The sequence below is a fragment of the Nitrobacter sp. MLSD-S21 genome, assembly GCF_058809865.1.
Map to the genome: position 1 here is coordinate 1 of NZ_JBXASZ010000011.1, position 24645 is coordinate 24645.

General features: G+C 57.3%; 21 protein-coding genes. 17 read left to right on the forward strand and 4 right to left on the reverse strand.

From position 1 onward, the window contains the following. The 5 genes from AC1RT6_RS19965 to AC1RT6_RS19985 form a co-directional block, all read left to right on the forward strand. A partial coding sequence (locus tag AC1RT6_RS19965; RefSeq protein WP_493029622.1) for a hypothetical protein occupies positions 1 to 294 on the forward strand: 294 nt, incomplete at its 5' end. A gap of 126 nt (positions 295 to 420) precedes the next feature. Next, a complete protein-coding gene (locus AC1RT6_RS19970) occupies positions 421 to 1086 on the forward strand; it encodes a response regulator transcription factor (RefSeq protein WP_079447719.1) in 666 nt (221 codons plus the stop codon). Then, positions 1083 to 2375 carry an ATP-binding protein gene (locus AC1RT6_RS19975; RefSeq protein WP_079447720.1) on the forward strand — a complete coding sequence of 431 codons (1293 nt, stop codon included), beginning with the start codon at positions 1083 to 1085 and terminating at the stop codon, positions 2373 to 2375. The genes AC1RT6_RS19970 and AC1RT6_RS19975 overlap by 4 nt, the downstream gene beginning before the upstream one ends. Before the next feature lie 277 nt (positions 2376 to 2652). Then, complete coding sequence (locus AC1RT6_RS19980) at positions 2653 to 3693, forward strand: sulfite exporter TauE/SafE family protein (RefSeq protein ID WP_309774758.1); 1041 nt, start codon at positions 2653 to 2655, stop codon at positions 3691 to 3693. A gap of 1812 nt (positions 3694 to 5505) precedes the next feature. After that, the gene (locus tag AC1RT6_RS19985) at positions 5506 to 6441 is read left to right on the forward strand and encodes a DUF2189 domain-containing protein (RefSeq protein WP_079446031.1); all 936 of its coding nucleotides are present in this window, start codon (positions 5506 to 5508) and stop codon (positions 6439 to 6441) included. 134 nt (positions 6442 to 6575) lie between these two features. On the opposite strand, the gene AC1RT6_RS19990 is transcribed toward AC1RT6_RS19985, so the two are convergent. Further along, on the reverse strand, positions 6576 to 6812 hold the full coding sequence (locus AC1RT6_RS19990; RefSeq protein WP_139372846.1) for a hypothetical protein: 237 nt from the start codon (positions 6810 to 6812) through the stop codon (positions 6576 to 6578). Positions 6813 to 7272: 460 nt separating this feature from the next. On the opposite strand from AC1RT6_RS19990, the gene AC1RT6_RS19995 reads away from it, so the two are divergent. The 6 genes from AC1RT6_RS19995 (at position 7273) to AC1RT6_RS20020 (ending at position 15796) form a co-directional block, all read left to right on the forward strand. After that, a complete protein-coding gene (locus AC1RT6_RS19995) occupies positions 7273 to 7617 on the forward strand; it encodes a hypothetical protein (RefSeq protein WP_139372845.1) in 345 nt (114 codons plus the stop codon). 52 nt (positions 7618 to 7669) lie between these two features. Further along, positions 7670 to 9361 (forward strand): efflux RND transporter periplasmic adaptor subunit, encoded by a 1692-nt coding sequence (locus AC1RT6_RS20000; protein WP_079446028.1) that lies wholly within the window; start codon positions 7670 to 7672, stop codon positions 9359 to 9361. Between the two features lie 8 nt (positions 9362 to 9369). Further along, positions 9370 to 12489 carry an efflux RND transporter permease subunit gene (locus AC1RT6_RS20005; RefSeq protein WP_079446027.1) on the forward strand — a complete coding sequence of 1040 codons (3120 nt, stop codon included), beginning with the start codon at positions 9370 to 9372 and terminating at the stop codon, positions 12487 to 12489. 30 nt (positions 12490 to 12519) lie between these two features. Continuing rightward, positions 12520 to 12894 (forward strand): hypothetical protein, encoded by a 375-nt coding sequence (locus AC1RT6_RS20010; RefSeq protein WP_079446026.1) that lies wholly within the window; start codon positions 12520 to 12522, stop codon positions 12892 to 12894. Between the two features lie 385 nt (positions 12895 to 13279). After that, entirely contained in the window at positions 13280 to 14653 is a 1374-nt protein-coding gene (locus tag AC1RT6_RS20015; RefSeq protein WP_472790701.1) for a dicarboxylate/amino acid:cation symporter, read from the forward strand. A gap of 372 nt (positions 14654 to 15025) precedes the next feature. Beyond that, a complete protein-coding gene (locus AC1RT6_RS20020; protein ID WP_244553432.1) occupies positions 15026 to 15796 on the forward strand; it encodes a lysozyme family protein in 771 nt (256 codons plus the stop codon). Here AC1RT6_RS20020 and AC1RT6_RS20025 read toward each other — a convergent pair. Next, on the reverse strand, positions 15774 to 15896 hold the full coding sequence (locus AC1RT6_RS20025) for a hypothetical protein (protein ID WP_274533944.1): 123 nt from the start codon (positions 15894 to 15896) through the stop codon (positions 15774 to 15776). The genes AC1RT6_RS20020 and AC1RT6_RS20025 overlap by 23 nt on opposite strands. 403 nt (positions 15897 to 16299) lie before the next feature. Here AC1RT6_RS20025 and AC1RT6_RS20030 point away from each other — a divergent pair, with 403 nt between their 5' ends. After that, on the forward strand, positions 16300 to 16833 hold the full coding sequence (locus AC1RT6_RS20030; RefSeq protein ID WP_079446024.1) for an ATP-dependent metallopeptidase FtsH/Yme1/Tma family protein: 534 nt from the start codon (positions 16300 to 16302) through the stop codon (positions 16831 to 16833). A 91-nt stretch (positions 16834 to 16924) separates the two neighbouring features. Here AC1RT6_RS20030 and AC1RT6_RS20035 read toward each other — a convergent pair whose 3' ends face one another. Both AC1RT6_RS20035 and AC1RT6_RS20040 read right to left on the reverse strand, forming a co-directional pair. After that, complete coding sequence (locus tag AC1RT6_RS20035) at positions 16925 to 17365, reverse strand: SRPBCC family protein (RefSeq protein WP_079446023.1); 441 nt, start codon at positions 17363 to 17365, stop codon at positions 16925 to 16927. 242 nt (positions 17366 to 17607) lie between these two features. Beyond that, entirely contained in the window at positions 17608 to 18162 is a 555-nt protein-coding gene (locus tag AC1RT6_RS20040) for a TetR/AcrR family transcriptional regulator (RefSeq protein WP_244553431.1), read from the reverse strand. A gap of 2 nt (positions 18163 to 18164) precedes the next feature. Here AC1RT6_RS20040 and AC1RT6_RS20045 point away from each other — a divergent pair, with 2 nt between their 5' ends. The 5 genes from AC1RT6_RS20045 (at position 18165) to AC1RT6_RS20065 (ending at position 24598) form a co-directional block, all read left to right on the forward strand. Continuing rightward, positions 18165 to 18512, forward strand: a complete 348-nt coding sequence (locus tag AC1RT6_RS20045) for a hypothetical protein (protein WP_173815913.1) — start codon at positions 18165 to 18167, stop codon at positions 18510 to 18512. Positions 18513 to 18697: 185 nt separating this feature from the next. Further along, on the forward strand, positions 18698 to 18976 hold the full coding sequence (locus tag AC1RT6_RS20050; RefSeq protein ID WP_244553430.1) for a YiaA/YiaB family inner membrane protein: 279 nt from the start codon (positions 18698 to 18700) through the stop codon (positions 18974 to 18976). Positions 18977 to 19049: 73 nt separating this feature from the next. After that, positions 19050 to 22457, forward strand: a complete 3408-nt coding sequence (locus AC1RT6_RS20055) for an acyl-[ACP]--phospholipid O-acyltransferase (protein WP_079446020.1) — start codon at positions 19050 to 19052, stop codon at positions 22455 to 22457. Continuing rightward, complete coding sequence (locus tag AC1RT6_RS20060; protein ID WP_079446019.1) at positions 22454 to 23137, forward strand: alpha/beta fold hydrolase; 684 nt, start codon at positions 22454 to 22456, stop codon at positions 23135 to 23137. The genes AC1RT6_RS20055 and AC1RT6_RS20060 overlap by 4 nt, the downstream gene beginning before the upstream one ends. 651 nt (positions 23138 to 23788) lie before the next feature. Further along, positions 23789 to 24598: a transporter gene (locus tag AC1RT6_RS20065; RefSeq protein WP_079446037.1), complete on the forward strand. Its 810-nt coding sequence runs from the start codon at positions 23789 to 23791 to the stop codon at positions 24596 to 24598. Positions 24599 to 24645: the final 47 nt, after the last annotated feature.

The following is a 24645-nucleotide window of genomic DNA, read 5'->3' on the forward strand; positions in this document are numbered from 1 at the left end:
ACAGTTCGCGGTGCAGCAGTTGACGCGCGACGACGCCGGGTCTGTGTCTGTGTTGGCGCATCAATCGTCACTTTCGGCAATGTCGTGTCGGACGATCGCGATTCTTGTGCAAACGTGGAGCTGCTGTTCGCCAACATTCCGGCGCCAAACGCGACCACGGCACTCGTTGAAAGAAGAAATGAGCGCCGACCAAAGCGCGCAACCCAGCAACCTACGTTAGTCATAAGATGTATTCCCCCGAATCCCGATAAATTCGCGCATGCTTCTGCAAGAGTAGAATTAGGTGAAGATTAGATCGGATTTAGAATGTCTCTAGGTCATGATCGAGACTATTGATCGAGCCCGAAAACCAGCTCTAAGCGAGTGAAGTTCGCAAATAGCGATTGACTTTCGAGTCCACCCCACAAGCCAACGGTTACAATGCGCCTGCTATTGATCGAAGACGATGCGATGTTTGGCAAAGCGCTGGTCCGAGGCCTTGGGCGAAACGGCATGACTGTGGATTGGATCCGCGATGGGGCCGACGGGTTAGCTGCGCTGACGCGCGCAGAGCACGCCGCGGCGCTACTCGATATCGGGCTTCCGGAGATGTCGGGATTCGAAATCCTGAAGGCAATGCGAAGCAGCAGGAGAATGCCGCCCATCCTCATCATAACGGCGCGAGATCACGTAGATGATATCGTGACAGGCCTCGATCTCGGCGCCGACGATTACCTCATAAAGCCGTTCGACCTTCGTACCCTGCTGGCCCGGATTCGAGCCGTGATTCGACGAACAAATGCTCGAACCAGCGCATTGATGACCAGCAAGGACATTGCCCTGAATCCATCCACTTACGTCGCGACCTTCCGAGACGTCGAAGCAACGCTGTCCGCCCGTGAGTTCTCGGTGTTGTATGCTCTGATGGAACATCCCGGAACCATTCTGTCCCGCTCGCAAATTGAAATGCGAATTTACGGCTGGGGCGAGGAAATCCAGAGCAACGCGGTCGATGTCGTCATACACGGCCTACGAAAGAAGTTCGGCAAGGACATGATCCACAACATTCGTGGAGCAGGCTGGGTGGTTATCAAAGGCGAGTCATGAATTCGTTGCTGAGGACAATACTCGCTCCGATCACGGCATTGCTGGCAGCTTTCTGCTTGGCTGCCGCAGCCGCATCTTTCGGCTTGGTGACCTACGAAGCTAACAAGTTCCTCGATGCCCAGTTGCAGGAAATTGCGATCAATACCAGTAAAAAAACGCCAATGGACTTTGAAACGGAGGATGAAGACCGGCTCGTGGTTCGCGTCTGGGATCGCTCTGGGGCCATTGTTTACCACGGCGGACCTTCAGTCGACATGCCTTGGACGCACCAACCCGGTCTTTCTGATGCTGTCGTAGACGGTCAACCCTGGCGTGTCTATCGATGGAGCACTGCTCACCACAACGCGCTGATTGCTCAAACCTGGAGTGCCCGCCGCGAGATTGCCGCGTTTGCTGCCAAGGGCGCTGCACTTCCTTTGCTGCTGGCGGTGCCGCTCGCATGGCTTCTGATACGTTGGTCCATCGGACGAACCCTGCGCGAATTTCATCGCCTATCATCTGCAATCGGCAACCGAAGCCTCGAGGCGCGCGAACCCCTTCGGCCCACGGACATACCGACCGAGATCGTTCCGCTCATTGCAGCAATCAATCAACTTGTGGAGCGCTATCGTCAGGCATTGGAAACCCAGCGACGTTTCGTTGCCGACGCCGCTCACGAACTCCGGACGCCCCTTGCAGCGCTGCAAATACAGACCGACAATTTACTGGCATCTGACCTCAGTAAACAATCCAGAGAATTGGCAAACGAACTCGGTGATGGGGTACGACGATCGTCTCATTTGGCAAACCAGCTGCTGGAAATGGCCAGATCTGAAGGCAGTCCCGCAGTCTGCAATCGAACGATCGACCTTGCCGCTCTTATCACCTCAATCCTCACAGAGTTTGTCACCTCGGCAAGCGCAAGTGGAATTCATCTCGAGAGAGACATCGCAGATCCCGCATCAGTTGATGCAGACGATACCGCGGTTCGAAAAATTCTGTCGATTCTTATCGACAATGCGATTTGCTATTCATCGCGGGACAGTGTGGTCACGGTGAAACTCTCTCTCACTGAAAATCAGCCCCGAATAGATGTAATGGACAGCGGACCCGGCATCCCGAATGATGTCATGCCTTTCATCTACGACCGTTTTTATCGAGGCGCGCCGCAGGAGATTGAAGGAAGCGGTCTTGGTTTGGCGATCGCCAAAGCGGCTGCGGATCGTAACAACATACGGCTGTTCCATCAGAGGCGAACGGACGTTCAAGGCACAGTCGCCACAATGATTTTCAACCAGTGTTCTGCGTAGATGACCAGATGCTTCGGTACGAGTCGGCGATCTCTACTTTTCTGCTTCCAGGTATGTCTCTGATGACGTTGTCCAGCATATCGGCATCGTCTGCGTTCACGCATCGCCCGGTTCAGCGCTCTCCCCACCATCGCTTGCAACATCAGATCTGGGGCGCTTCAGATCTATACATTGCTGAGCTGGTGCCTCTCTTCGCAAGAATGCCTGATCGGCCTCAAATCATCTTACGACGGACACCCGAAGCTCACGATTTTCGTTTGGTAGAATGGATGACCCCATGATCTACTTTTTTCTTTTTGTTGCAGCGCTTACTGCGTTTTCTCTTAGTGCATTTTGTGGCGGTGGCGCCGGATTATTACTGATCCCAATCCTTGGCTATTCACTCCCGCTAAGCCAGGTGCCAGCAGCGCTTACCCTTGGAACAGCAACAAGCTCCTTTTCCAGAATCTGGATATTTTTTAGCGTCATCCGTTGGGATATCGCCAAGTTGTTCTTGCCGACGGCTATGTTGGGAGTGATTTTAGGCGCGAAGATGTTGAGTTATCTTCAACCGATGTATCTAGAGTTGTGCATCAGCCTATTTCTAATCTCCAATCTACTTTGGCTCTTTAGAAAGCAGGAAACAAAACATACCGCATCCGCATCGCTCACTGTTCCACCATGGCAAATCAGACTGGTCGGCCTTTTGGCAGGTTTCATTTCTGGTCTGACAGGTGCGGTTGGTGTCCTGTTTAACCGGTTTTATTTTCGCTGCGGTTTAGACAACGATGAAATCATCGCGACCAGAGCCGCGAATGAAGTCTTGCTCCATTTGATCAAGCTCTATCTTTATGCGTCATTGGGTTTGTTTCATCTCAAAACCATAGAAATCGGCTTGCTCGTGGCGCTGGCCGCTGTTCTCTCCTCTGGCTTAATGAAATTCGTTTTGCCTAGTGTATCCAGAGGACTGTTCATGCGAGCTGGATATACCGCCATGGTACTTTCTGGCGTATTGATGCTGAACCGCGCGGTTGTCGATATTAAACTTGCAAATGATCCCGATCTAATAGTGACCATCAAGGCTGAAGAATTAAGCGCTCGATTAACTTGGAATACCTTGGTCTATCTTGCGGAGCTTAGGTACGACGAAGGCTTGGAAATCGAGAACGCTGTTCCGCTGTCATCTCTTTCGGTTGATCGACAACGCTACGTTCAATCTTTGCAAGACGGCGCCGAAAAAGTCAGTATTGAAAAGGTGTATGCTCTGAAAGGAATATCGTATGAAGCCTATTTTTTTGATCGCCAAAACCGTTTGATTAGCAAAATCAAATTCGACTGAGAACATCGGTCCAGGTGGCACAGAGAATTGAAGCGACCAAGATCACTGCGAACGCAATTTGAGAAAAACTCACCATCGATAATCTGCCCCTCGCTACCATGTTGCGAGTATCGCATCATGTTGAACTGGCGCATTCGAAACTGTCCATGGTGCGCGAGTTCGTCCGCTTTCACGGTGGTGGTAACGAGGACAACGAAGCCGCTGCAATTGAACAATTGGCCTCGCGACTCCGCGCTGCATGATTGAGCCGACGACTACTGTGTTGGCGCGGGCATTGTTGCAGGCGGCGCTGGAGGCGATGATGTAGTCGGACTGAATCCGCCGAACATATAAATGAGCGCTATAGCGAGAAAAATCGCTGCGGCGAAGCCCATCGCTCCGAGGCTTAGGGCTCTCCGATTTCGTAATCCTCGAAGCATTTCCGTCGCCCCCCAAAATAAGAAAATGACATGCGCCGCATTGCGACCCAACGTCCGGAGCGGTCTACTACTGCTTACCCCATGCTTACCCAAATGAAGAACAATTGAGCGAGCCGCAGTAGCAAGGTGTATCTAATTGATATCTTTGTGTAAATGGTGACGGGCTAAACAGGGTAATTTCCTGCAAAAAACAGGAGACGTATAGCGACCATCGTGACTTACGCCTGCCTCGTAGCGCTTTCCGTGATTTGTCTGAAGGAGGATATCAGGGAATAAACAGGGAGGCTACGACCGCGTATTGGCAGAACGGCTTGCCGATCTTGTTCTCACAGATCCGTCCTATAACGTTCCTATCACCCGTCACGGTCGCCGCCCTGCGAGGTCATGTGTTCGTACTCGAGCGGCATATTCTCGGTCCGACGTGGCTCGCCTATGACGCACACAGCGGTCGCCATAGGACGCGCATTCATCCTAGGTCAATCGCCGGCTTCCAGATCGTCAATCCGCCACGGTTGAGGCTGGTACTGCAATGGTCCTTGTCGCATCATTCTCGCTATCGTCATCTGGTGCGGGTTCGGATTGGTGTGTCTGCTTCTTGGCGCCAAAGCCGACATGTCGATCAAAACCGTCAAGGAGTGGATTTTGGTCGCGACCTCCGTTGATGTGCGGGCCGGGGCTGTCGGCGAAGAGGCAATGCCGAAGCAGCCGCAAGAACGGCTGGGGTGTCTGAGCGGCAAATCAAAGATGCACGGCGACGTCTCACGTCCTCTAGTAATTCACCCAATATCTCGACGCGCAGATAGCCAAATAAAATGCAGCTAAAAGGCCAAAAAGACCACTTGCAAACAAGAGGCCACTCTCAACCAATAGATCACGGAAAGCTGGCGCAGCGTCTTGTTCTATCGCCAGCGTGATCCGCTTGCGCCTTTTGAGAGCAAGTACAGCGAAGGTATATGAAAGGCCCGCTGTAATAGACACATACGCTATCTGTCCTATCACCTTGCGTCTCCTTCAATGTGGTCGGGTGCTGGTTGCAACCAGCCTAGCACATCGCACATCAGGTGGGCTATTTTGCTCGTCGCGAGCTTCGACAAAAACCCGCCGGCAAGGGAGACCCACCGGCGGGTCTTTGGTCGGAGATCCGCAGCCAATCCCGGATGGACCTGGCCGCGCACCCCATCCGCACAAATAATAACCGATGCATCCCGCAGCACAAACTCACTGAAGAGTGAGCAACTAACATCAGAAATCGGAGTTAGAGTTACCTTACAGGTCGCGGCAAGATCAGGTTGGTTGTGCTCTCGCGTCTGGTCTTGATCGTGATCGTTTCCGAAGGGGCGAACTCGCGCCTTCCGGCGGCCAGAGATCGACCCGCGAAAGGGAGACAACGAACATGGCCACTTATTATCCTCTCGAAGGCACGTCACCCCCACCCTCAGAAACTGCCGCCGTAGACGGACCCGTGATCCGCCATATCGGTTTCTCCGACCTTCTTGACGCCCTGCGGCTGGGCTGGGAAGACTTCAAGGCGGTTCCCAGCCACGCCATCGTCCTTTGCGTTATCTATCCCATAATCGGAATTCTGCTGTGGCGTATGGTGCTCGGCTACTCGGTCTTGCCGATGCTGGTTCCGATCGCCGCAGGCTTTGCCTTGATCGGGCCATTTGCGGCGCTAGGACTTTATGAACTGAGCTATCGGCGCGAACTCGGCCAAGAAGCCTCCGCCTGGCACGCGTTCGGCGTGCTACGAGCGCCGTCGTTTGGATCGATGCTTGGACTGGGCGCGCTGTTGTTTGCTATCTTTGTCGGCTGGGTGGTATCGGCGCACGCGATCTACGTGTCCACCTTCGGCAACACCCCGGCAGCGGCAATGCCCGATTTCTTCACGCAGGTCTTCGCCACGTCCGAGGGCTGGCGCATGATCATGATCGGTGTCGGCGTCGGGTTCCTGTTCGCGGCCGTCGCGCTGTGCATCAGCATTGTGTCGTTCCCGCTGATGCTTCATCAACACGCCGATATGAGCGATGCCATTCAGACGTCGATGCGCGTGGTCGCGAAGAATCCAATCGCGGCCGCGGAATGGGGTCTGATCGTTGCTGTCTTGCTGACGCTCGGGTCGATTCCCTTCTTCCTTGGCCTCACGATTGTGATGCCGTTGCTCGGTCATGCGACGTGGCACCTCTATCGCAAGGCGATCGAGAGCCCTTTGATGTCGTCATCGCACGAGCCCGAGCAAATTGAGAGAGAAAAGCGCTACGCGGCCGATTTCCCGTCCGTCTTGTTGCCCCCATACGGGCGCAAGCATCGGTTCTTCGATAGTTCGGATTGATGGAAAAAGGTTCGCTCTCGCAAGGCCGTCTCGATGGCAATCGAGGCGGCCGGCGCGCGCGGATCGCTCAACACAGACTCCAACCGATTATCGTCTTCAGATAGTCTTGGAAAACCCCGTTCCGGTGGGGTTTTCTATTCCGGCCGCAAATGCGCTTCGATCAACTCACGAGCTGTTTCGTAGACATGTTGCACAGCAGGATCGGCACCCTGTTGCATTTCAAGCAACATCAGGGCGTTTTCATAAATCTCAGTGGCATCTTGCTGAGTCAGGACGCCGCGATTGACCAGCGCTGGGATTAGCGCGGCAAGCAGCGATGACGAAACCAATTCGGACGCGGCAACAGATTCGAGCGGGTCTAGGTCAGGCACTTTTCGCCTCCAGGGTTGCGGCTCCGCTGATGCTTTGACGTGGGTTTTCTAAGTGGCGCTGTCAATTACCGAATTTGATGCATCCGTTAGCACGAGCTTACCGTTATCCACGCTGATCGAGCGGCGCTCTGCAAGCAACGTCAAATCATCGCTCGATGGCGCGAGCAGCTTGCGCCCCGCTCGGATGTCACGCAACTCATTCTCGTAGTGTCAACGGTCATGCTGCAGCTAAATCGATGATCTCCGACGCCAAGCGCGACACACGTCAGCGTTCGCGGAACCGAACTGCGGTGTCGCTGCGATACGACACGAGCCCGTGGACGAAGATGGCACCTTGTTTGCCGCTCAATTCTCTCCTAGTTTGACCGCAATGAGCCACAAGCGGCACGTCCGATTACTCCCTCTCGCAAGAACACTCATGTTCCTGGCGGTGGGTGCGCTTTTGCTTCAGACTATGTTGATGTCGATTTCTCAGGCCTCGGCTGCCTCTGGCGTACTGCCTGAACCAGCCGTTGTCCTGAACGGTTCCATGCACTACCACGGCCACCTCGCAGGTCATGTGCATGTCCATCATGGTGACATCGCCGAGGGCCACGTTCACAGCCCAACCGATCACAACCATGATGGCGCCCTCCCGCCTTCGTTCTGCATGCTGTTCTGCGTATCCGTTACCATTCCGACTGCGCCCATTTTGGCTGATCCGTCTGGGTTTGTCGGCGTTGCCCAACTGCCTCCATCGGAGCGTGCGGACGGCATCGACCCGGGCGCTCTGATCCGCCCGCCAAGTACCCCCAGCATCGCGTAGTCCGGGCGGCCCTTTCGGCTGCTGCAAATTCGCGTGTCTGAAGGGGTTTTCAATGTTCCTGAATCAATGCTGCCCGCGTGGGCAGTTCGTAGGGCTTGGCGCCATTGGATTTGGCTGTCTGTTTGCCTTCGTGCTCAGTCTTTCTGTTTCGGCCGCCCATGAGGGGCACGATCATGGCGACGATCAAAAATCGGCAGCCGCCTCGTCTGTGTTTCCTCGGGTGACGGCGCAATCTGATCGCTACGAGGTCGTCGGCGTCCTGAAGAACGGCAAGTTTTCGATATTCGTCGATGACGCTGTGTCCAACCAACCGGTAACGGATGTCACCGTGCAGGTCACGATCGGTGACACGGAAGCCATCGAAGCCGAGCACGGCCCGAACGGCTATACAATTCCCTCTCCTGATCTGGTCCGTTCCGGATCGACGGAGGTGATCTTCTCGATCAATGGTGGAAAGGGTGACGACCTGCTCGTCGATTCCTTTACCCCCTCCCAGCCGATCGAACCGAACATGCGGCGCAATTCGACACGGTTTTCTCCGATAGGGACCGCGGAAGCCCTTGTTTTCGCGGGAATCATCCTCGGGCTGCTGTTCGGTTATCTGAGACGTCGAGGACGGCGCAACGCGTCCTACATCGCCGGGCTGACATCTGGAGCTTGCGTGCTTCTGGCAGCCGCCGCATCCGCCGGATTGCAGAACGCAGGAATGTCGGCCAGCACGCCACAGCTGCAAGCTCAAAGCGATGCCCCACGACGGCTGCCGGACGGCACCGCATTTGCTGCCAAACCGACGCAGCGCCTACTGGATATCCGCACGGCTACCGCCGAGCCCGGAACTGCACGACCAGCGTTTAACTTGATTGGCCGCATTATCGGCGATCCAAACCGCAGTAGCATTGTCCAAAGCATTTACGGCGGCCGCATCGTCCCCAACGACGGAACGTTGCCGCGTATCGGGCAGAAAGTCACCAAGGGAGAAACACTTCTCCGGATCGAACCTTATCTGCCCGTGGCAGACCGCACGACGATTTCCGAGAAGATGGGGGAAATCGAGCAACTCATCGCGGTCGCCGAAACCAAGATCAAACGTCTGCGGCCATTGGTTGAACGCGGTGCGGCGCCGATGGGTCAGCTCAACGATCTTGAGAGTGAACTGGCAGGATTGCGGGCCCGACGCGAAACCATACGCAACTCTCGCGGTGACTATGAGCTTTTGCGGGCATCGACCGATGGCGTCATCACAGCGGCCAAGGCCGTGCCTGGTCAGGTCGTTCAGGCGCAAGACATTCTGTTCGAAATCGCCGATCCTCAAGGACTCTGGATCGAAGCATTGGCCTACGACGAGCTTGACCCCGCGGGTCCTGTCCAAGCGACGGCGTCAGATTCGGACGGCACCTCGTTTCTTTTGTCCTATCTCGGAACCAGCCGCGCCCTGAGACAGCATGCGACTGTGGTTCATTTCTCCATTCCGGAACCTCTTTCGGGCCTTCGCATCGGCCAACCCGTTACCGTGCTCGTCCAGGGCGGCAGGGCGAAGCAGGGTTTGATCTTTCCACGCGATGCCGTGGTGAAGAGTAACAACGGCGAGAGCGTCGTCTGGGTGCATGTCGCCCCTGAACGTTTCGAGCCGAGACCCGTCCGGATAGAGCCGCTCGATGCCAAAAACATAATCGTCACAGCCGGCCTTAATGCCTCCGATCGGGTCGTCGTGCGCGGCGCGGACCTCATCAACCAGATCCGCTAGGAGCCATCATGTTCAAGCTCATCGTGCAGACGAGTTTGCGCAATCGCCTGTTCGTATTGGCAGCAGCGGCAGTCCTGATCGCTTACGGCCTGTTCGTGCTTCCGCGCATCTCGATTGACGTCTTTCCGGATATCAACCGACCGACAGTCAACATCCTGGCCGAGGCGGAGGGGCTTGCCCCGCAAGAAGTCGAGCAACTCGTCACGTTTCCAATCGAAACCTCGATGAACGGCATGCCCGGCGTCCTCCGCGTCCGTTCAGTCTCCGGCGTAGGGCTTTCGGTGGTTTACGTCGAATTCGATTGGGGCGTCGATGTCTACCGGGCGCGCCAGTTCGTTTCGGAACGCCTCGCGCTGATCCGCGAGCAATTGCCCACATCCGTGAATCCACGAATGGGTCCGGTCACCTCCATCATGGGCGAGATCATGTTGATCGCGCTCAACACGGACGGCAAGGCATCGGCGATGGACGTGCGCGAGATCGCCGATTTCGTGGTCAGGCCGCGGTTGCTCGCCATTCCGGGCGTCGCTCAGGTCATCCCCATCGGCGGCGAGGTTCGGCAATATCGGGTGACGCCGAACGTTGCCACGATGCAGGCCCTTGGCGTCACACATGAACAGATCGAGCGAGCTGTTACACGTTTCGGCACCAACACCGGTGGAGGATTCGTTGATCAGCACGGCCGGGAATTCCTAATCCGGAACGTGGGGCTAACGAGGAAGATCGATGACCTTGGCAATACCGTTGTTGCGGGCCGCGACCATCAACCCATTTTGCTGAAGCAAGTGGCGCGGGTCGATTTCGCTCCGCGCGTCAAGCGAGGCGATGCCGGCTACAACGGCAAGCCAGCCGTCATTGTAAGCGTCCAGAAGCAACCCGCGTCGGATACCGTGGTACTGACCCGCGAGATCGAAGCTAAACTGCGAGATTTGCAGCTTACGATGCCTGCTGGAATCTCCGTCACAAACGTCCAGTTCCGGCAGGCCACGTTCATCGAGACCTCGATCCGCAATGTTGAGCGAGTCCTCGTTGAGGCCTCGGTCGTCGTCGCCGTGATCCTCTTCATTTTCCTGCTCGACGCGCGTGCGACGGTCGTATCATTGACCGCCATTCCGATATCGATCCTGGTGACCGCTCTGGCTTTCGGCGCCTTCGGACTCACTATCAACACGATGACGCTCGGAGGACTTGCGATTGCGATCGGCGAACTGGTTGATGACGCAGTCGTCGACGTCGAAAATATCCTGCGACGGCTTCGGGAGAACCGCACGCAGCGCAATCCCCGACCCGTTCTCGAAGTAATCGCGCAAGCGAGCCAGGAGATCCGCTCCGGCATCGTCTATGCGACAATGATTACCGTCCTGGTTTTTGTGCCGTTGTTCGCGCTTCCCGGAATCGAGGGGCGGCTGTTCACCCCGCTCGGCATCGCCTACATCGTTTCCATATTGGCGTCTTTGCTGACGTCGGTGACCGTTACACCCGTCCTCTCCTACTATCTGCTCTCTGGAAAGGCTCGTTCGCGCGAGCGCGACAGCATCGTCGTGCGAATGCTGAAGCAAGGCAATCGGTGGCTTCTCACCTGGGCGTTCGATCGCTGGAGACTCGTTCTCGGCGCAGTCAGCATTGCGGTTCTGATCGCTGGATATGCCGCGGTCATGTTGCCGCGCAGTTTTCTCCCGCCCTTCAACGAAGGCACGCTGGTGCTATCCCGTCAGTACAACCCGGGCATTTCGCTGGTGGAGTCGAATCGTCTCGGCCTTTTGGCCGAACAGCTTCTGTCGCAGGTGCCGGAGGTGAAATCAGTCGGACGCCGAACCGGCCGCGCCGAACTCGATGAACATGCCGAGGGCGTGCATTACAGCGAGATTGATGTCGATCTGACTCCATCGACACGGCACAAGACCGATATCTACGCCGACATCCGGGACAAACTGTCAGCCTTACCCGCCTCCGTCGCAATCGGACAGCCAATCAGCCATCGGCTTGATCATTTGCAGTCTGGCGTTCGCGCCCAGATCGTCCTCAAGATCTATGGGCAAGACCTCGATACACTGCGCCAGTTGGCGGAAACCACCCGCCAGCGGTTGTCACCAATCTCCGGGCTGGTCGATCTCCAGGTGGAGAAACAGGTTCTCATTCCGCAAGTACGGATCCAGGTTGATCACGAACGCGCCGCCCTCCACGGCCTGACGCCCGCGGCAATCACGCAGGCATTGGACACCCTCTCGAATGGTCGCAAGGTCTCGCAGATCGTCGACGGCAATCGACGCTTCGATGTCGTCATGCGTTTGTCCGATCAGAACAGGTCAACAAGCGGCCTCCGGGATCTTCTGATTCCGACGTCGTCCGGGTTCATCCCCTTAAAGGAACTCGCGGAGGTCACAGAGACCGACGGACCGAACCAGATCCAGCGGGAAGGCACGCAACGCAGAATCGTTGTTTACGGAAACGGCGACGGACGCCGCGACATGACCGAGATCGCGTCAGACATCCGGCGCGCCTTGGCCGAGATCAGCTTCCCGCAGGGTTATACGACCAACCTCGAGGGAGCATTCCAAGCACAAGAGGAAGCAGCATTGCGGATTGGCATCCTGTCGTTGGTGTCGCTGTCGATGATTTTCATCGTTCTTTACGGGCGATACCGATCGGTTGCGCTAGCGTTCATCATCATGGGTGGCATCCCTCTGGCATTGATAGGTAGCGTGATCGCCTTGACCATCACGGGTGAGCCATTGTCGGTCGCCTCCATGGTCGGCTTTATCACACTCGCGGGCATCTCGGCCCGCAACGGCATCTTGAAGATATCCCACTACGTCAATCTTGCGCTTCATGAGGGTGAACGCTTCGGCCACCGCCTGATCGTGCGCGGCAGTCTGGAACGATTGAGCCCCGTTCTCATGACGGCGCTTTGTGCAGGCCTTGCACTGACGCCGTTACTGTTCGGCGCCAATGAGCCTGGCCGAGAAATACTTCATCCCGTTGCTGTCACGATCTTCGGCGGTCTGCTGAGCGCAACGGCCCTCGATACCGTCGTAACGCCTGTCCTGTTCCTGTTGTTCGGCCAAAAACCTTTGAACCGCCTTCTGACCGAACACACCGCAACTTCCGAACTAGCGGAAGCCTTCTGACCCTTACCCAACCCCAAACAGAGAAATGCAATGCAGAAATATATCTTCCTGGCCATGATCGTCACCCTGACATCCTCTGTCGGCCCAGCTACGGCCCAAACGAAGAAAGGCAATAACGACGGTCCGGTCGTCACCTCGCAGGGACATGCGATCGAGTTCGTCCACAAGGGAGGGGAGATGATCTTCTATATCGGTGATCATGATGGATCGCCCCTACCGACCAAGGAGATGAAGGGCCGCGCAACGGTCCAGCAAGGCGGCAAGACTGTCACCGTGCAGCTCAAACCAGTTAATCCTAACATGATGGTCGGCAAGGCCGAGACCGAACTGGCGTCGCAAGTGCGGGTCGTGTTCTCGGGCAACGTGCACGGTCATTCCCTAACCGCCCGATATACGGTCGAATAAGCGACTGTTATTGCGAGAGCAGCCGCAAAAATGGTCGGCGACTGCCTCATGTCCCGCGCCGTTCGTTTCTCGTGACCATGGCCTGATCCGGGCGTTGGCAGCGATCGCGCTGCCATTCGTGACGCAAGTCTGTTGGCCTCATTTGGCGAGCGGGATGGGTGGAAATGATCTACCTCGCGTGGGCGCAGAAGCGCGCGGCGTGTGTCCGGCAGCCGTCCACATGGACCTTGCTGGCATTGCGATATCGAGTCCATTGACTTGCTGCCGCTTGCACGAGCACGTCAACGGGCGAAATTTGCTGGGAATAGGGCGGCAGCGGGCGACAAGCCCGCGAACCGCCGGACATCGGAACACTGACCGGCGTCGAAACCACGGGAGGGAGCACATGGAGACGGCACGCTCGACGACGGCTGGTAGTCCGCTCAAGCCGTTCTACAAGCATCTCTACGCCCAGGTGCTCACCGCCATCGTGCTTGGCGTCCTGCTGGGGCATTTCTACCCGCATCTCGGAGAGGCCATGAAGCCGCTGGGCGACGGTTTCATCAAGCTGATCAAGATGATGATTGCGCCAATCATTTTCTGCACCGTCGTGCACGGCATCGCCGGCATGGACGACATGAAGAAGGTCGGGCGCGTCGGAATTAAAGCACTGGTCTATTTCGAGGTCGTCACCTCGCTCGCGCTAATCGTAGGCCTGATCGTAGTCAACATCCTGCAGCCCGGCGTCGGCATGAATGTGGACACCCACGCGCTCGATACCAAGTCGATCCAAGTCTACACCACGAAGGCCGGCCAGCAGGGTACGGTTGAGTTCCTGATGCACATCATCCCCAATACGGTGGTGGGTGCCTTCGCGGAAGGCGAGATCCTGCAGGTTCTGTTGTTCGCGATCCTGTTCGCCTTCGGCCTGTTCATGATGGGCGAGCGCGGCCGTCCCGTCCTGGCTTTTATCGACATCGTCTCGCATACGTTCTTCGGGATCGTCGGCATCATCATGAAGGCGGCGCCGATCGGTGCATTCGGCGCGATGGCGTTCACCATCGGAAAGTACGGCTTGGGCGCTCTGCTCCTGCTAGCGAAGTTGATGGCGTCCTTCTATCTGACCTGCGTGATCTTCGTGATCTTTGTGCTGGGCGGGATCGCGTGGCTCGTCGGCTTTAACATCTTCAAGTTCATCAACTACATCAAGGAAGAGCTTCTAATCGTGCTCGGAACATCGTCATCCGAGTCGGTGCTGCCGCGCATGATCGAGAAGATGGGAAATTTGGGCTGCAAACAGTCGGTCGTCGGCCTCGTGATCCCGACCGGCTACTCCTTCAATCTGGACGGCACCTGTATCTACCTGACCATGACGGCTATCTTTCTTGCGCAAGCGACCAATACCGAACTGACTCTTTGGCAACAGCTCGGCATCATCGGCGTGTTGCTGCTCACCTCGAAGGGCGCCGCCGGTGTGACCGGATCTGGGTTCATCGTGTTGGCCGCGACGCTCGCGTCCGTCGGCACAATTCCGGTTGCCAGCATTGCGCTGATCCTGGGGGTCGATCGCTTCATGTCCGAGGCGCGTGCGCTGACCAACTTGGTTGGCAACGGTGTCGCCACCGTCGTGATTGCTAAATGGGAAAACGCGCTCGACGAAGAACGCATGCACAGGTTACTCGATCAGAAACCGGAACTCGAAGCGTCCGAACCCGAGGTCGCCATGGGGCCGCCCGATCCGTTGCTGCCGCAGGCATCGACCACCCGTACCACATCCTGAGGAAGGCCCTTCAGCGCGCGTCCCCAGCTTCTTGTGTGGCTTCTTGATCGACGACCTCAGGCCAGTCGAGCATTGCCCGCGTTAACCGTATCCCCAAATCTTGTCGCGTAACCGCGACGGCGGGTCAACTTCTGCCGCTAAGCCGCCCTATTGGATCTTTGCAATATCTCTCGACCTTTGGGGAGTTTTTTCCGGCGGCCTTTGAGTAAGGCTTTCCTCTTCGGGAGTGTGAAATCAGATGAAAGTGGCTCTCGTCCTTGTTGGTCTCGATACACTCACCACAATGAAATTCGAGACACCGCCGTGCACGACAAAGCGGATGAGCGAGCCGCCCGCTGATGGCCTATCCCGAGCATTGAATCTTTCAACGCGATGGCAAACCTAGCCCAACGATTCATTTGGATCGAGCTTGCCTGCGGCAATTCGCGGACCCTCGCGCATACGTCCGAGCAAACGGGCCGTATTGATGAAATACGGCCACCTCGCCCCGACGAGCGTGAGTACGTTGTCGCGGCGAGGGACTGGCTGTCGGCAGAGTCCATCACGCTCGTTCTTGGAGTGGCAATTGGTCTGGCTTTCGTCGCAAGTTTCGTCCTGCTTCGTGACACCCAATTGAACGGGACAATCGACAAGGCGGTCACGAAGGCTTTGGTCGAGCGCATTATTATCGCCGAGTCCAATGGTGACGCGAATGCAAGGAACAAGCGCTCGAGCGCGACGGGTGCCGCCCAGTTTGTTGACGACACGTGGCTCGAAGCCATTCGTAGGCATCGACGCGATCTGATGGCGGGGCGCAGCAAGAAGGAAGTTCTGGAGTTACGGCGAGATCCCGAGCTTACGCGAGAGATTGCCGCGCAGTTGATCGACGAATATGCCGCGATGCTAGACAAGCGCGGTCTGCCGATTACGCCCGGTTCTCTTTATCTTGCCCATTTCGCGGGACCCGCGGGCGCCGTGGCGCTATTGTCCGGCGCAGAAAATGCCGATGCTGCTTCCCTTATGGCTACCGCTGACACAACGGGTCGGACGACGCGCGAAAAAATCGTCAACGCCAATCCGTTTCTCAAGGTGCTAACCGCCGGCGACATCAAGAGGTGGGCCGACCGCAAGATGACACCAATCAATTCTCCAGGGCGCTTGTGAGAAGTTCCACCCGCCGCGCCAGTTCCTCGGAGAAGGGCGTTTTGAAGAGGATGCCCTTGGAAATTTCGTTGTCATGCTTCATTTGCTTGGCGGTGTCCATGCCCCCGCCATTGATGCAAGCCTGAGATTTGACCCGGCCTTTGGAAGCTTGAGACTCCTCGCTCGTGGGTGTTACCGGCGGCATTGCCGTCTTGCTCGGCGACTCCGCGTCCGACGGACTGGCGCCGTCATGTACGCTTTCTCCCGATCGATCCGGTATGAGTCATGCTGAAGCTGCTGCCTGGGCCGGGAGGGCCCGACATCCGCCGGTGAGATGAAGCTTGCCCGACCGGGACCTCGTAGGCAAGGCAAGGGCAACTCCCCGAGCGGCGCCTTGCCCTTCGGCACCGTCTTGCTACCTTTCTACCGCTTGGCCATCGGTACGCCGAGGTCAGGTCAGTCCGATCCGGCGTTCGAGCGTCCGGTCGGCAACTTTGGTCAGCAGGTTATCGGAGCTTGTCGTCGTGGAGAAGAAAGAGACCATCGCCCATCACGAGGCCGGACACGCCGTGATAGCGCGCGTGCTGGACATCCCGGTAAGCTACGCGACCCTCGATGCACACGACGGCGCTGGCGCCGTCGTGACGAGGTCCAGCGCGACGCACCTCGCCCTGGACGACCTTGAGACGCCGGAGAAGTACGCCATTGTCGCGCTGGCCGGCCCGCAAGCGCAGCATCACTATCGTCCCATGTCACTCGCGGCCCAGAATCACGCGTGCGAGGGTGGTTGGCGCGTGGATCGCGCCAACGCGACCAGCCTCCTGGCGATGCTGGTTTTGCGGCAGCACGGCAAGCCGGCGGTGCCGGGCAGCTACGTTGAGTTGGACGGCCCCGAGACAGAGGAGTTCAGCCGCCTATTCAGCCGTACGACCCAAAAGACTGCCGATCTGGTCGAGGAAAACTGGCCTGCAATCCAGCGCGTCGCTGCGGCCCTGCTAAGCCGTCCCGGGCTTACCGAGGATGATATCGACGCCCTAATCGCGGCGCACGACAACTAGCAGGACTATTTTATACCGACGGTTAAATCTGAGTTCGAGCCCTGCCTTCCCTGCCGGGTAACCTCCCATAATATTTAACTGTATCGTTGCCTCATTTGAGGTCGGGCTCGACAAGCTTTGCAAGCTTGCGCAGCGACTCCTGCCAACCGAGATAACATGCCTCGACTGGGATCAGATCGGGTACGTTCTGCTGAACCACCGTCATCTCCGTTCCAACTGAAACGGTCGTCAACGTGACCGTTACTTTCATCTCGCCCGGAAGGTTCGGATCATCGAACACGTCGCTGTAGACGATTGTCTCGCCAGAAACGAGTTTCAGATAGGTCCCGCCGAATGAATGGCTTTGCCCCGTCGTGAAATTTCGGAAGGACATTCTGTGCTTGCCGCCTTCCTTGGCCTCAAGCTCATGGACAGTGCAGGTAAAACCGAAGGGCGGGAGCCAGCTCGCAATCGCATCAGGTTCCAGAAAGGCGCGGTAGACCTTTTTGGGTGGGGCAGCAAAGACCCGGTGCAGTTTAACAGTGTTAGGCATAGATCATATCCTTTCATAAGTTCCCCAGGGCGTTCCCAGCCGCGTTTTACGTATGAACTTCTCTTAGGACGAACGACCTGCACGCCTTCCGACAATCCGCAAAGGTTTCTTCCAATCCATTCTTCGTAAGCTTTCAGTCAGCCACTCGCTGAGAAACGTAACCGCCGCGATGATCGTCCTGCGCGTGAACGGTACATCTCTCAAAACGAATTATAGCTTCTTGTGGCGATCGGCGAGCGCGGTCAGGCGTGCGCGCTCAATCCTTTGAGTTGCGCATCGACGAATTGCGCAAGTTGCTGCCTGAGATTTGGCGATGGTACGGCGACCATACGGTCTTCGAGCCCGAGCGAAATGATCCCGTGCGTGGCTGAAAACATGGTTCGCGCGATCAATAACAGCTCATCGGGATCGCGCTTCGATAAAAGCCGCGAGAGCGGCGAATACATCAGCGCGAACGCCTCCATGACCATATCGAGAATATCTTTGGGAAATGGGCGGTTTTTCTCCATACGATGCTCAAATAGCGATCGGAGCAGATTCGTGTGCTCCACGGCGAACTCGAGATAACCGGTCGCCAAACCATGGAGCTGGGCGCGCGGGTCTTCGCTGGGAACCATGCGTAGTTTCGATGTGAGCAGCTGAACCGTCTCGCGGTTCACGGTCAGGATCAGGCCGTCAAAGTCACCGAACTCATTGTAAACGCTCCCAATCGAGCATTCCGCGGCTTCGGCAACGTCTCGAACTTTCAATGAAATCAGTCCCTTAGACGCGATAATGCGTCGTGCGGTATCGAGCATCAGTGTGCGCCTGCGACTTTTTTTCTGATCGCGCAAAGATTCTTCTTGAACAATGTTCATTTTTCCCGTACCGAATTTTGAACAATGTTCAAAATAGCAGGAGGCCCTTGAATATGCAAACGGTCGTTCTTGAAAACATAGCTCTTACCGCTGTCGACGATGCCCATGCCCTCGCGACCGGCGTCGGCAGGATTGCCGTCAAACTCGTCATGAAGCTCCTCCTATCTCCAATCGACCGGATGGCCCAAGCCAGCGACGTTGCGGGCGTGCTGGTCCACCGCCGCAAGCGGCAGCAGACAGGAAAACGCCGTTGTCCGTTTTCTTTCGGCCACCTGAAACACCTGACATGAGGCCGATCGATGCGCCAATCCCTCTTCCGACTGTTCGACATACTGAGCGACCTGTATCGGCAATCGTTATCCCCGATAACAAGCCTGAATCGTTCACTGGCGGCGGCTCATCAATCTCACATCGCGGCTCGGCGCGCGCTTGCGATCGCAATCGCCGAACCTGAAGTCTTAACGAAGGAGCTACTATGTCACAGCATATGACGCATTCCGATCGTCCCACCAGCGCATGGGTCAACTTTTCCTACATCTGCTTCGTAGCATCTGTCCTGATGGTGGGCGGGGGTATTTTCGCGCTTCCGCTGGATTGGTGGACACGCGCCTACTTCGCAATGGGAATGGGGATGTTGATTCAATCCTGCCTAACGCTCGCCAAGACGGTTCGTGACCTTCACGAGAGCAACCGCATGATCAACCGGATTGAGGAAGCGCGGACGGAAAAGCTCTTGAGCGCCGAGCGGGCTTGACACCAAAATTTCCAAACTGCGGCCCCCCCGTCAAACTTGCCGTTTTGCAATTCAAAGCCATCACAGGAAGCCAATGATCCGGGAACTGATGTCATCACGCCGTTTTGCGCCGTTGTTTTGGGCTCAATTCTGCGCCGCGCTAAATGATAACGTTTTGAAGAACGGCCTTGTCATCATCCTGCTGTATGGGGCTACGACAACGCAGGGCGGCGGCACTCTGGTGACGATCGCCGGCGCGGTTTTTATTTTTCCCTTCTTCGTACTCTCGGGCCTCGGCGGCGAACTCGCAGACAAATACGTCAAGTCCGTCGTGGCGCGACGGTTGAAGTTCGTAGAAATTTTCGCCGCCGCTTTTGCTGCTGTCGGATTCTTCTTGCACTCGATTCCGTTTCTATTCCTGGCGCTCTTTATGTTCGGGACCGTTGCCGCGCTTTTCGGCCCTGTAAAATATGCCATTCTGCCTGATCAGTTGTCCGTCGGAGAACTTGCGACGGGTAATGCGCTGGTGGAGGGCGCGACTTTTCTCGCGATCCTGATCGGCACCATCGCTGGCGGCTTACTGGTCTCCGGTACGGCCCATATGGGCTGGGTCGCCTTCGCGATCGTGCTGCTTGCGTTCCTGTCATGGGCGTTCGCTTCCCGCATACCGATCACGACGCCATCGGCGCCTGAACTAGCCATAACAGCCAACCCCTGGACCTCGACCCTTCGTCTGCTCAGATCACTTTATGCCGAGCGGCGGCTCTGGGATGGCATGCTAATCGTGTCGTGGTTCTGGCTGGCCGGCGCCATCGTGCTGTCGCTGCTGCCCACTTTGATAAAGGATATCATCGGCGGCACCGAGACTGTCGTGACAATGTGCCTCGCGATCTTCGCCATTGGCATTGCCGCGGGTTCGCTGTTTGCCGCTCAGCTTTCGCATGTGAGGCCGAACCTCGCGCTGGTCCCGATCGGCGCGATCGTGATGGGCATTTCCGGCCTCGACATCGCATGGGTGGTGGGTCACGCCACGCCGGCCTCCGGTGTCACGCCGACAGCCTTTCTTACCTCGGTTGATGGCCTGTGGATCGTTGCCAACTTCGCGATCTTCGCCTTCGGTGGCGGCCTGTTCGTTGTCCCCTCCTTTGCCGCCGTACAGGCGTGGTCTATGCCGTCCGAGCGCGCTCGCGTGATTGCAGCTGGCAACATCCTCCAGGCAGGCTTCATGGTGGCGGGCTCGCTGATGGTCGCGCTGGTTCAAGCTGCCGGGCTTTCGATCGCATGGATCTTCTTTGGCCTCGCGCTCGCGTCCTTCGGTTCGATCTTCTTTGTTCTCAGTAAATGGGGCAAGGAAGGCGTCCGCGATTTCGGTGCGCTGTTGTTTCGGGCACTCTTTCGGGTCGAAGTACGGGGATTGGAAAATCTCCCCGAACCTGGCACCCGCATGCTGATTACCCCCAACCACGTCAGCTTGGTCGACGGCCCGCTGATACATGCGACATTACCGATTGACGCCAGCTTCGCGGTCGACACCGGAATCGCAAAGGCATGGTGGGCCAAGCCGTTCCTTCGACAGATCAGACACTACACCATGGATCCGTCCAGGCCGCTTGCAGCACGCGACCTGATCAAGCTTGTCGCGTCCGGGGAGCCGGTCGTCATCTTCCCGGAAGGCCGCATCACGGTCTCTGGCTCTTTGATGAAGGTTTACGACGGTACTGCAATGATCGCGGACAAGGCGGACGCCGTCGTGGTGCCGGTGCGGATCGAAGGCGCCCAGCGCTCATATCTGAGCTACCTGAAGAACGGTGAGATCAAGCGCAGTCTTTTCCCGAAAGTCACGATCTCCATCTTGCCGCCGGTGAAGCTGGCGATTGCCCCCCTCTTGAAGGGCAAGGCGCGGCGCAATGCCGCCGGTAGCGCGTTGCAGGACGTCATGATCGACGCCATGGTGAAGAACGCGATGCTGGACCAAACGCTGTTCGATGGACTGGCACACGCGCATCGCGATCGCGATACCGGTAAGCCGATTATTGAAGACGCGCTTGGCACGTCCTTGACCTACCGTAAGTTGATCCTTGGTGCGCAAGTATTGAGCCGCAAGCTCGAACAAGGCACATCCATCGGCGAGAACGTCGGCGTGCTATTGCCGAACTCGGCCGGCGTGGCGGTCGTATTCATGGCGCTTCAGACCATCGGCCGCGTGCCGGCGATGCTGAACTTTTCGGCCGGCATCTCGAACGTGCAAGCGGCGATGAAGGCGGCGCAGGTTCGCACTGTCCTTACGTCGAAAGCGTTCGTTGAGAAAGCCAAGCTCGACAAGCTCGTGGCGGCGGTCGCAGGCGAAGCCCGCGTGCTCTACCTCGAAGACATCCGGGCCGGAATTGGCTTTGCCGACAAGCTGGCCGGCCTGTTAGCCGGGTCCGCGCCCCGAGTTGCGCGCAAGGCCGATGACCCGGCGGTCGTGCTGGTCACGTCCGGCTCGGAGGGGACGCCTAAAGGTGTGGTGCTGTCCCATCGCAATATCCTCGCCAACGCATCACAGGCAATGGCGCGCGTCGATGCCAACGCCAATGACAAGGTTTTCAACGTCCTGCCGGTGTTCCATTCCTTCGGGTTGACCGGCGGCATGATGATGCCCCTGCTGACGGGCATCCCGATTTTCATGTATCCGTCACCCCTGCACTACCGGATCGTGCCCGAGTTGATCTACCAAACCGGTGCCAGCATCCTGTTCGGAACCGACACCTTCCTCGCCGGCTACGCACGTTCGGCTCACGCTTACGATTTCCGCTCGCTACGGCTGGTGCTTGCGGGCGCGGAGGCCGTCAAGGATCGGACGCGCCAGATCTACATGGAGCGCTACGGTTTGCGTATCCTGGAAGGGTACGGCGTCACCGAAACCGCGCCGGTGCTCGCCATGAATACGCCAATGGCAAATCGCCCGGGCACGGTCGGCCGGTTGTCGCCGCTGATGGAGGCGCGCCTCGATCCTGTCCCTGGAATCGAGGAAGGCGGACGTCTTTCGGTTCGCGGCCCGAACGTCATGCTCGGCTATCTGCGTGCGGAAAACCCGGGTGTGCTGGAGCCCCTGCCGGGCGGATGGCACGATACCGGCGACATCGTCAGCATCGACACTGCCGGCTTTATCACGATCAAGGGTCGCGCCAAGCGCTTTGCGAAAATCGCCGGCGAGATGGTTTCGCTGTCGGTCGTCGAAGCGATGGCGACCACCCTCTGGCCGCAAGCAATTTCGGTCGCGGTTTCGATTCCCGACCAGCGCAAGGGCGAGCGGATTGTGCTGCTCACGACCCAGAAGGATGCCAACCGTGCCGCGATGCAGCGCCACACCAAGGCGTCAGGGATATCGGAATTGGCCGTCCCCGCCGACGTCTGCGTAGTGGACAAGGTCCCACTGCTTGGCTCCGGCAAGACCGACTACGTGGCGGCGACAGCGCTCGGCAAGGAGACGGTACGGATTGCCGGGCGCGAAGTAGCGTGACTGATACACTTTCATCAGGCGTGGTTCTCCTCCATGGCCTGGCAAAAACGCCACGCTCATTCAGGCGAATGGAACGAGCGCTGCAAAAGGAAGGCTTCGCGACGCTGAACCTCGCCTATCCGAGCCGAAAATATCCGCTGGAGGTACTCGTCGAAAATGTTCACACTGCTATACATCCGTTTGCTATGCAGACGGACGCGCTTCACTTCGTCACACACTCCATGGGTGGACTACTCGCGCAATTCTATCTGGCAAGATATCGACCGATCCGGCTACATCGCGTCGTCATGCTCGGCCCACCGAATGGCGGCAGCGAGGTCACGGATTTTCTAAAGGAAACTGCGCCTTATCGTGCATTTTATGGACCTGCCGGTCACCAACTCGGGACGAGCCGGCTGCAATCTTCCGAGCGGCTTCCACTACCGGATTATTCTGTTGGGATCATAGCGGGAAACAAAACGATCGATCCGATCTCGTCCTTCTTTATTGTACCGCAGCCAAATGACGGCAGAGTTTCGGTAAAGAGCACCAGACTAAAAGGCATGAGCGACCATATCGTACTTGGCGCAACGCACTCCGGTTTATTGAGACACCAGAGCGCGATCAATCAGACTCTGTCCTTTCTGCGTGATGGCCAATTTCTCCGGACCGCTATAGACAGCCATCTTCGAAGCTTTTAGCTGAACGGTAACATCGATCGGAGAATTGACCGCCCCACAGGCAAACCGCGCCGGTGGCGGAGAGAAAGCCCACCATAATCGAGTGATGTTGGACCTGTGCAGACTGATCAAGCGGATGTTCACGGGTCTTTTCCGGAGCCGATCATTGTTAGGGTACCCCCGGTTGCTGGAAACTTTGCGTAGCAACAGTGACCACCGCCTCCCGAGACGGGACAGCTCATCGCCCCGAGTCCAGTTCCTTGGGTAGAGCGATGCCTTAACTCGCAACCGCGTGCCGGCCCACGCAGATGATGCGCTTGCACTCGCAAGATGGTATCTTTGAGTCACGCTTTACCCCTCCTATGGGTTTCTACCGACCTCGGAATGCGTGGTGAGCCGTTCGTTCGTCTGGCTTGTGATGAACTCGATTACCTTCAAGAGCCCGCATAAAGAGTTGCTTATGCAACTGGCGTCGGACTCACCTCGAATTCCTATACGCGTTGCGATAGCCACTGAGAGCCCCGGAGTATGTCGAGAGCTAACGGGGCATTTGCCGCTAACGGGCTCCTCGTTGCGCTTGAATGCAAACATGAAACTCGGCCTCGACGTGTCAATCGCGGATTAAGGAAGATCATGAGGCGCGCTTGGACTTGTCTGAAAGGAATGGATGCAATGACTCGTTGCTCTATCCTGTTTGCCGCGCTGCTTGCAGGTCCCGCCTTCGCACAGGATGCCGTACCAACGGCGTCTGTGGCCGATGCGCCGATCTGTACCGACCGGCCGACCAAGTCCAACTTCGCCTGCACGGTCCCCAAGGGGCTGGTGCAGATCGAAGCGGATGGCTTTACCTGGCTGAACAACACCGCGGGAGGTAACCGGACCGATCAGCTGCTGTTCAGCAATCCCACCGTGAAGTATGGCCTGACCGATAGTTCTGACATCCAGCTGAACTGGGTACCCTTCACGCGGGTGCGGACCGGCGATGCTGTCGGCAATGTGTCCACCCAGTCGGGCATCGGCGACGCAACCGTGCGGTTCAAGCGGCGGCTCACCGGCCCCGAAGGCGACTTCCAACTCGCCGTTCTGCCGTTCGTGAAGTTGCCCACAGCACCCACTGGCATCGGCAATGGCAAGGTGGAGGGCGGCATGGCCGTGCCCATCAACATCAGTGTGCCGAACGGCTGGACGGTGACGCTGGGACCGCAACTCGACGTTCTTGCCGACTCTGATGGCCAAGGCCGGCATCTTGGAGCGACGGGGCTCGTGAACGTAGCGAAGCAGATCGGCAAGTTCACGATCTACAATGAAATCTGGACCAGCCAGAATTTCGATCCTGCCGGGACCGTACAGCAATACAGCTATGATACGGCTTTGGTTTGGCTACCACACCCGACTCTGCAGTTTGATATCGGCGTCAACATCGGCCTCAATCGCAACACGCCCGCCATTGTAAGCTACGTCGGCGTCTCCACACGCTTCTGATGAGGTTGGCATGCTCGCTCATCTTCGCCCAGCGATCACCAGTGTGA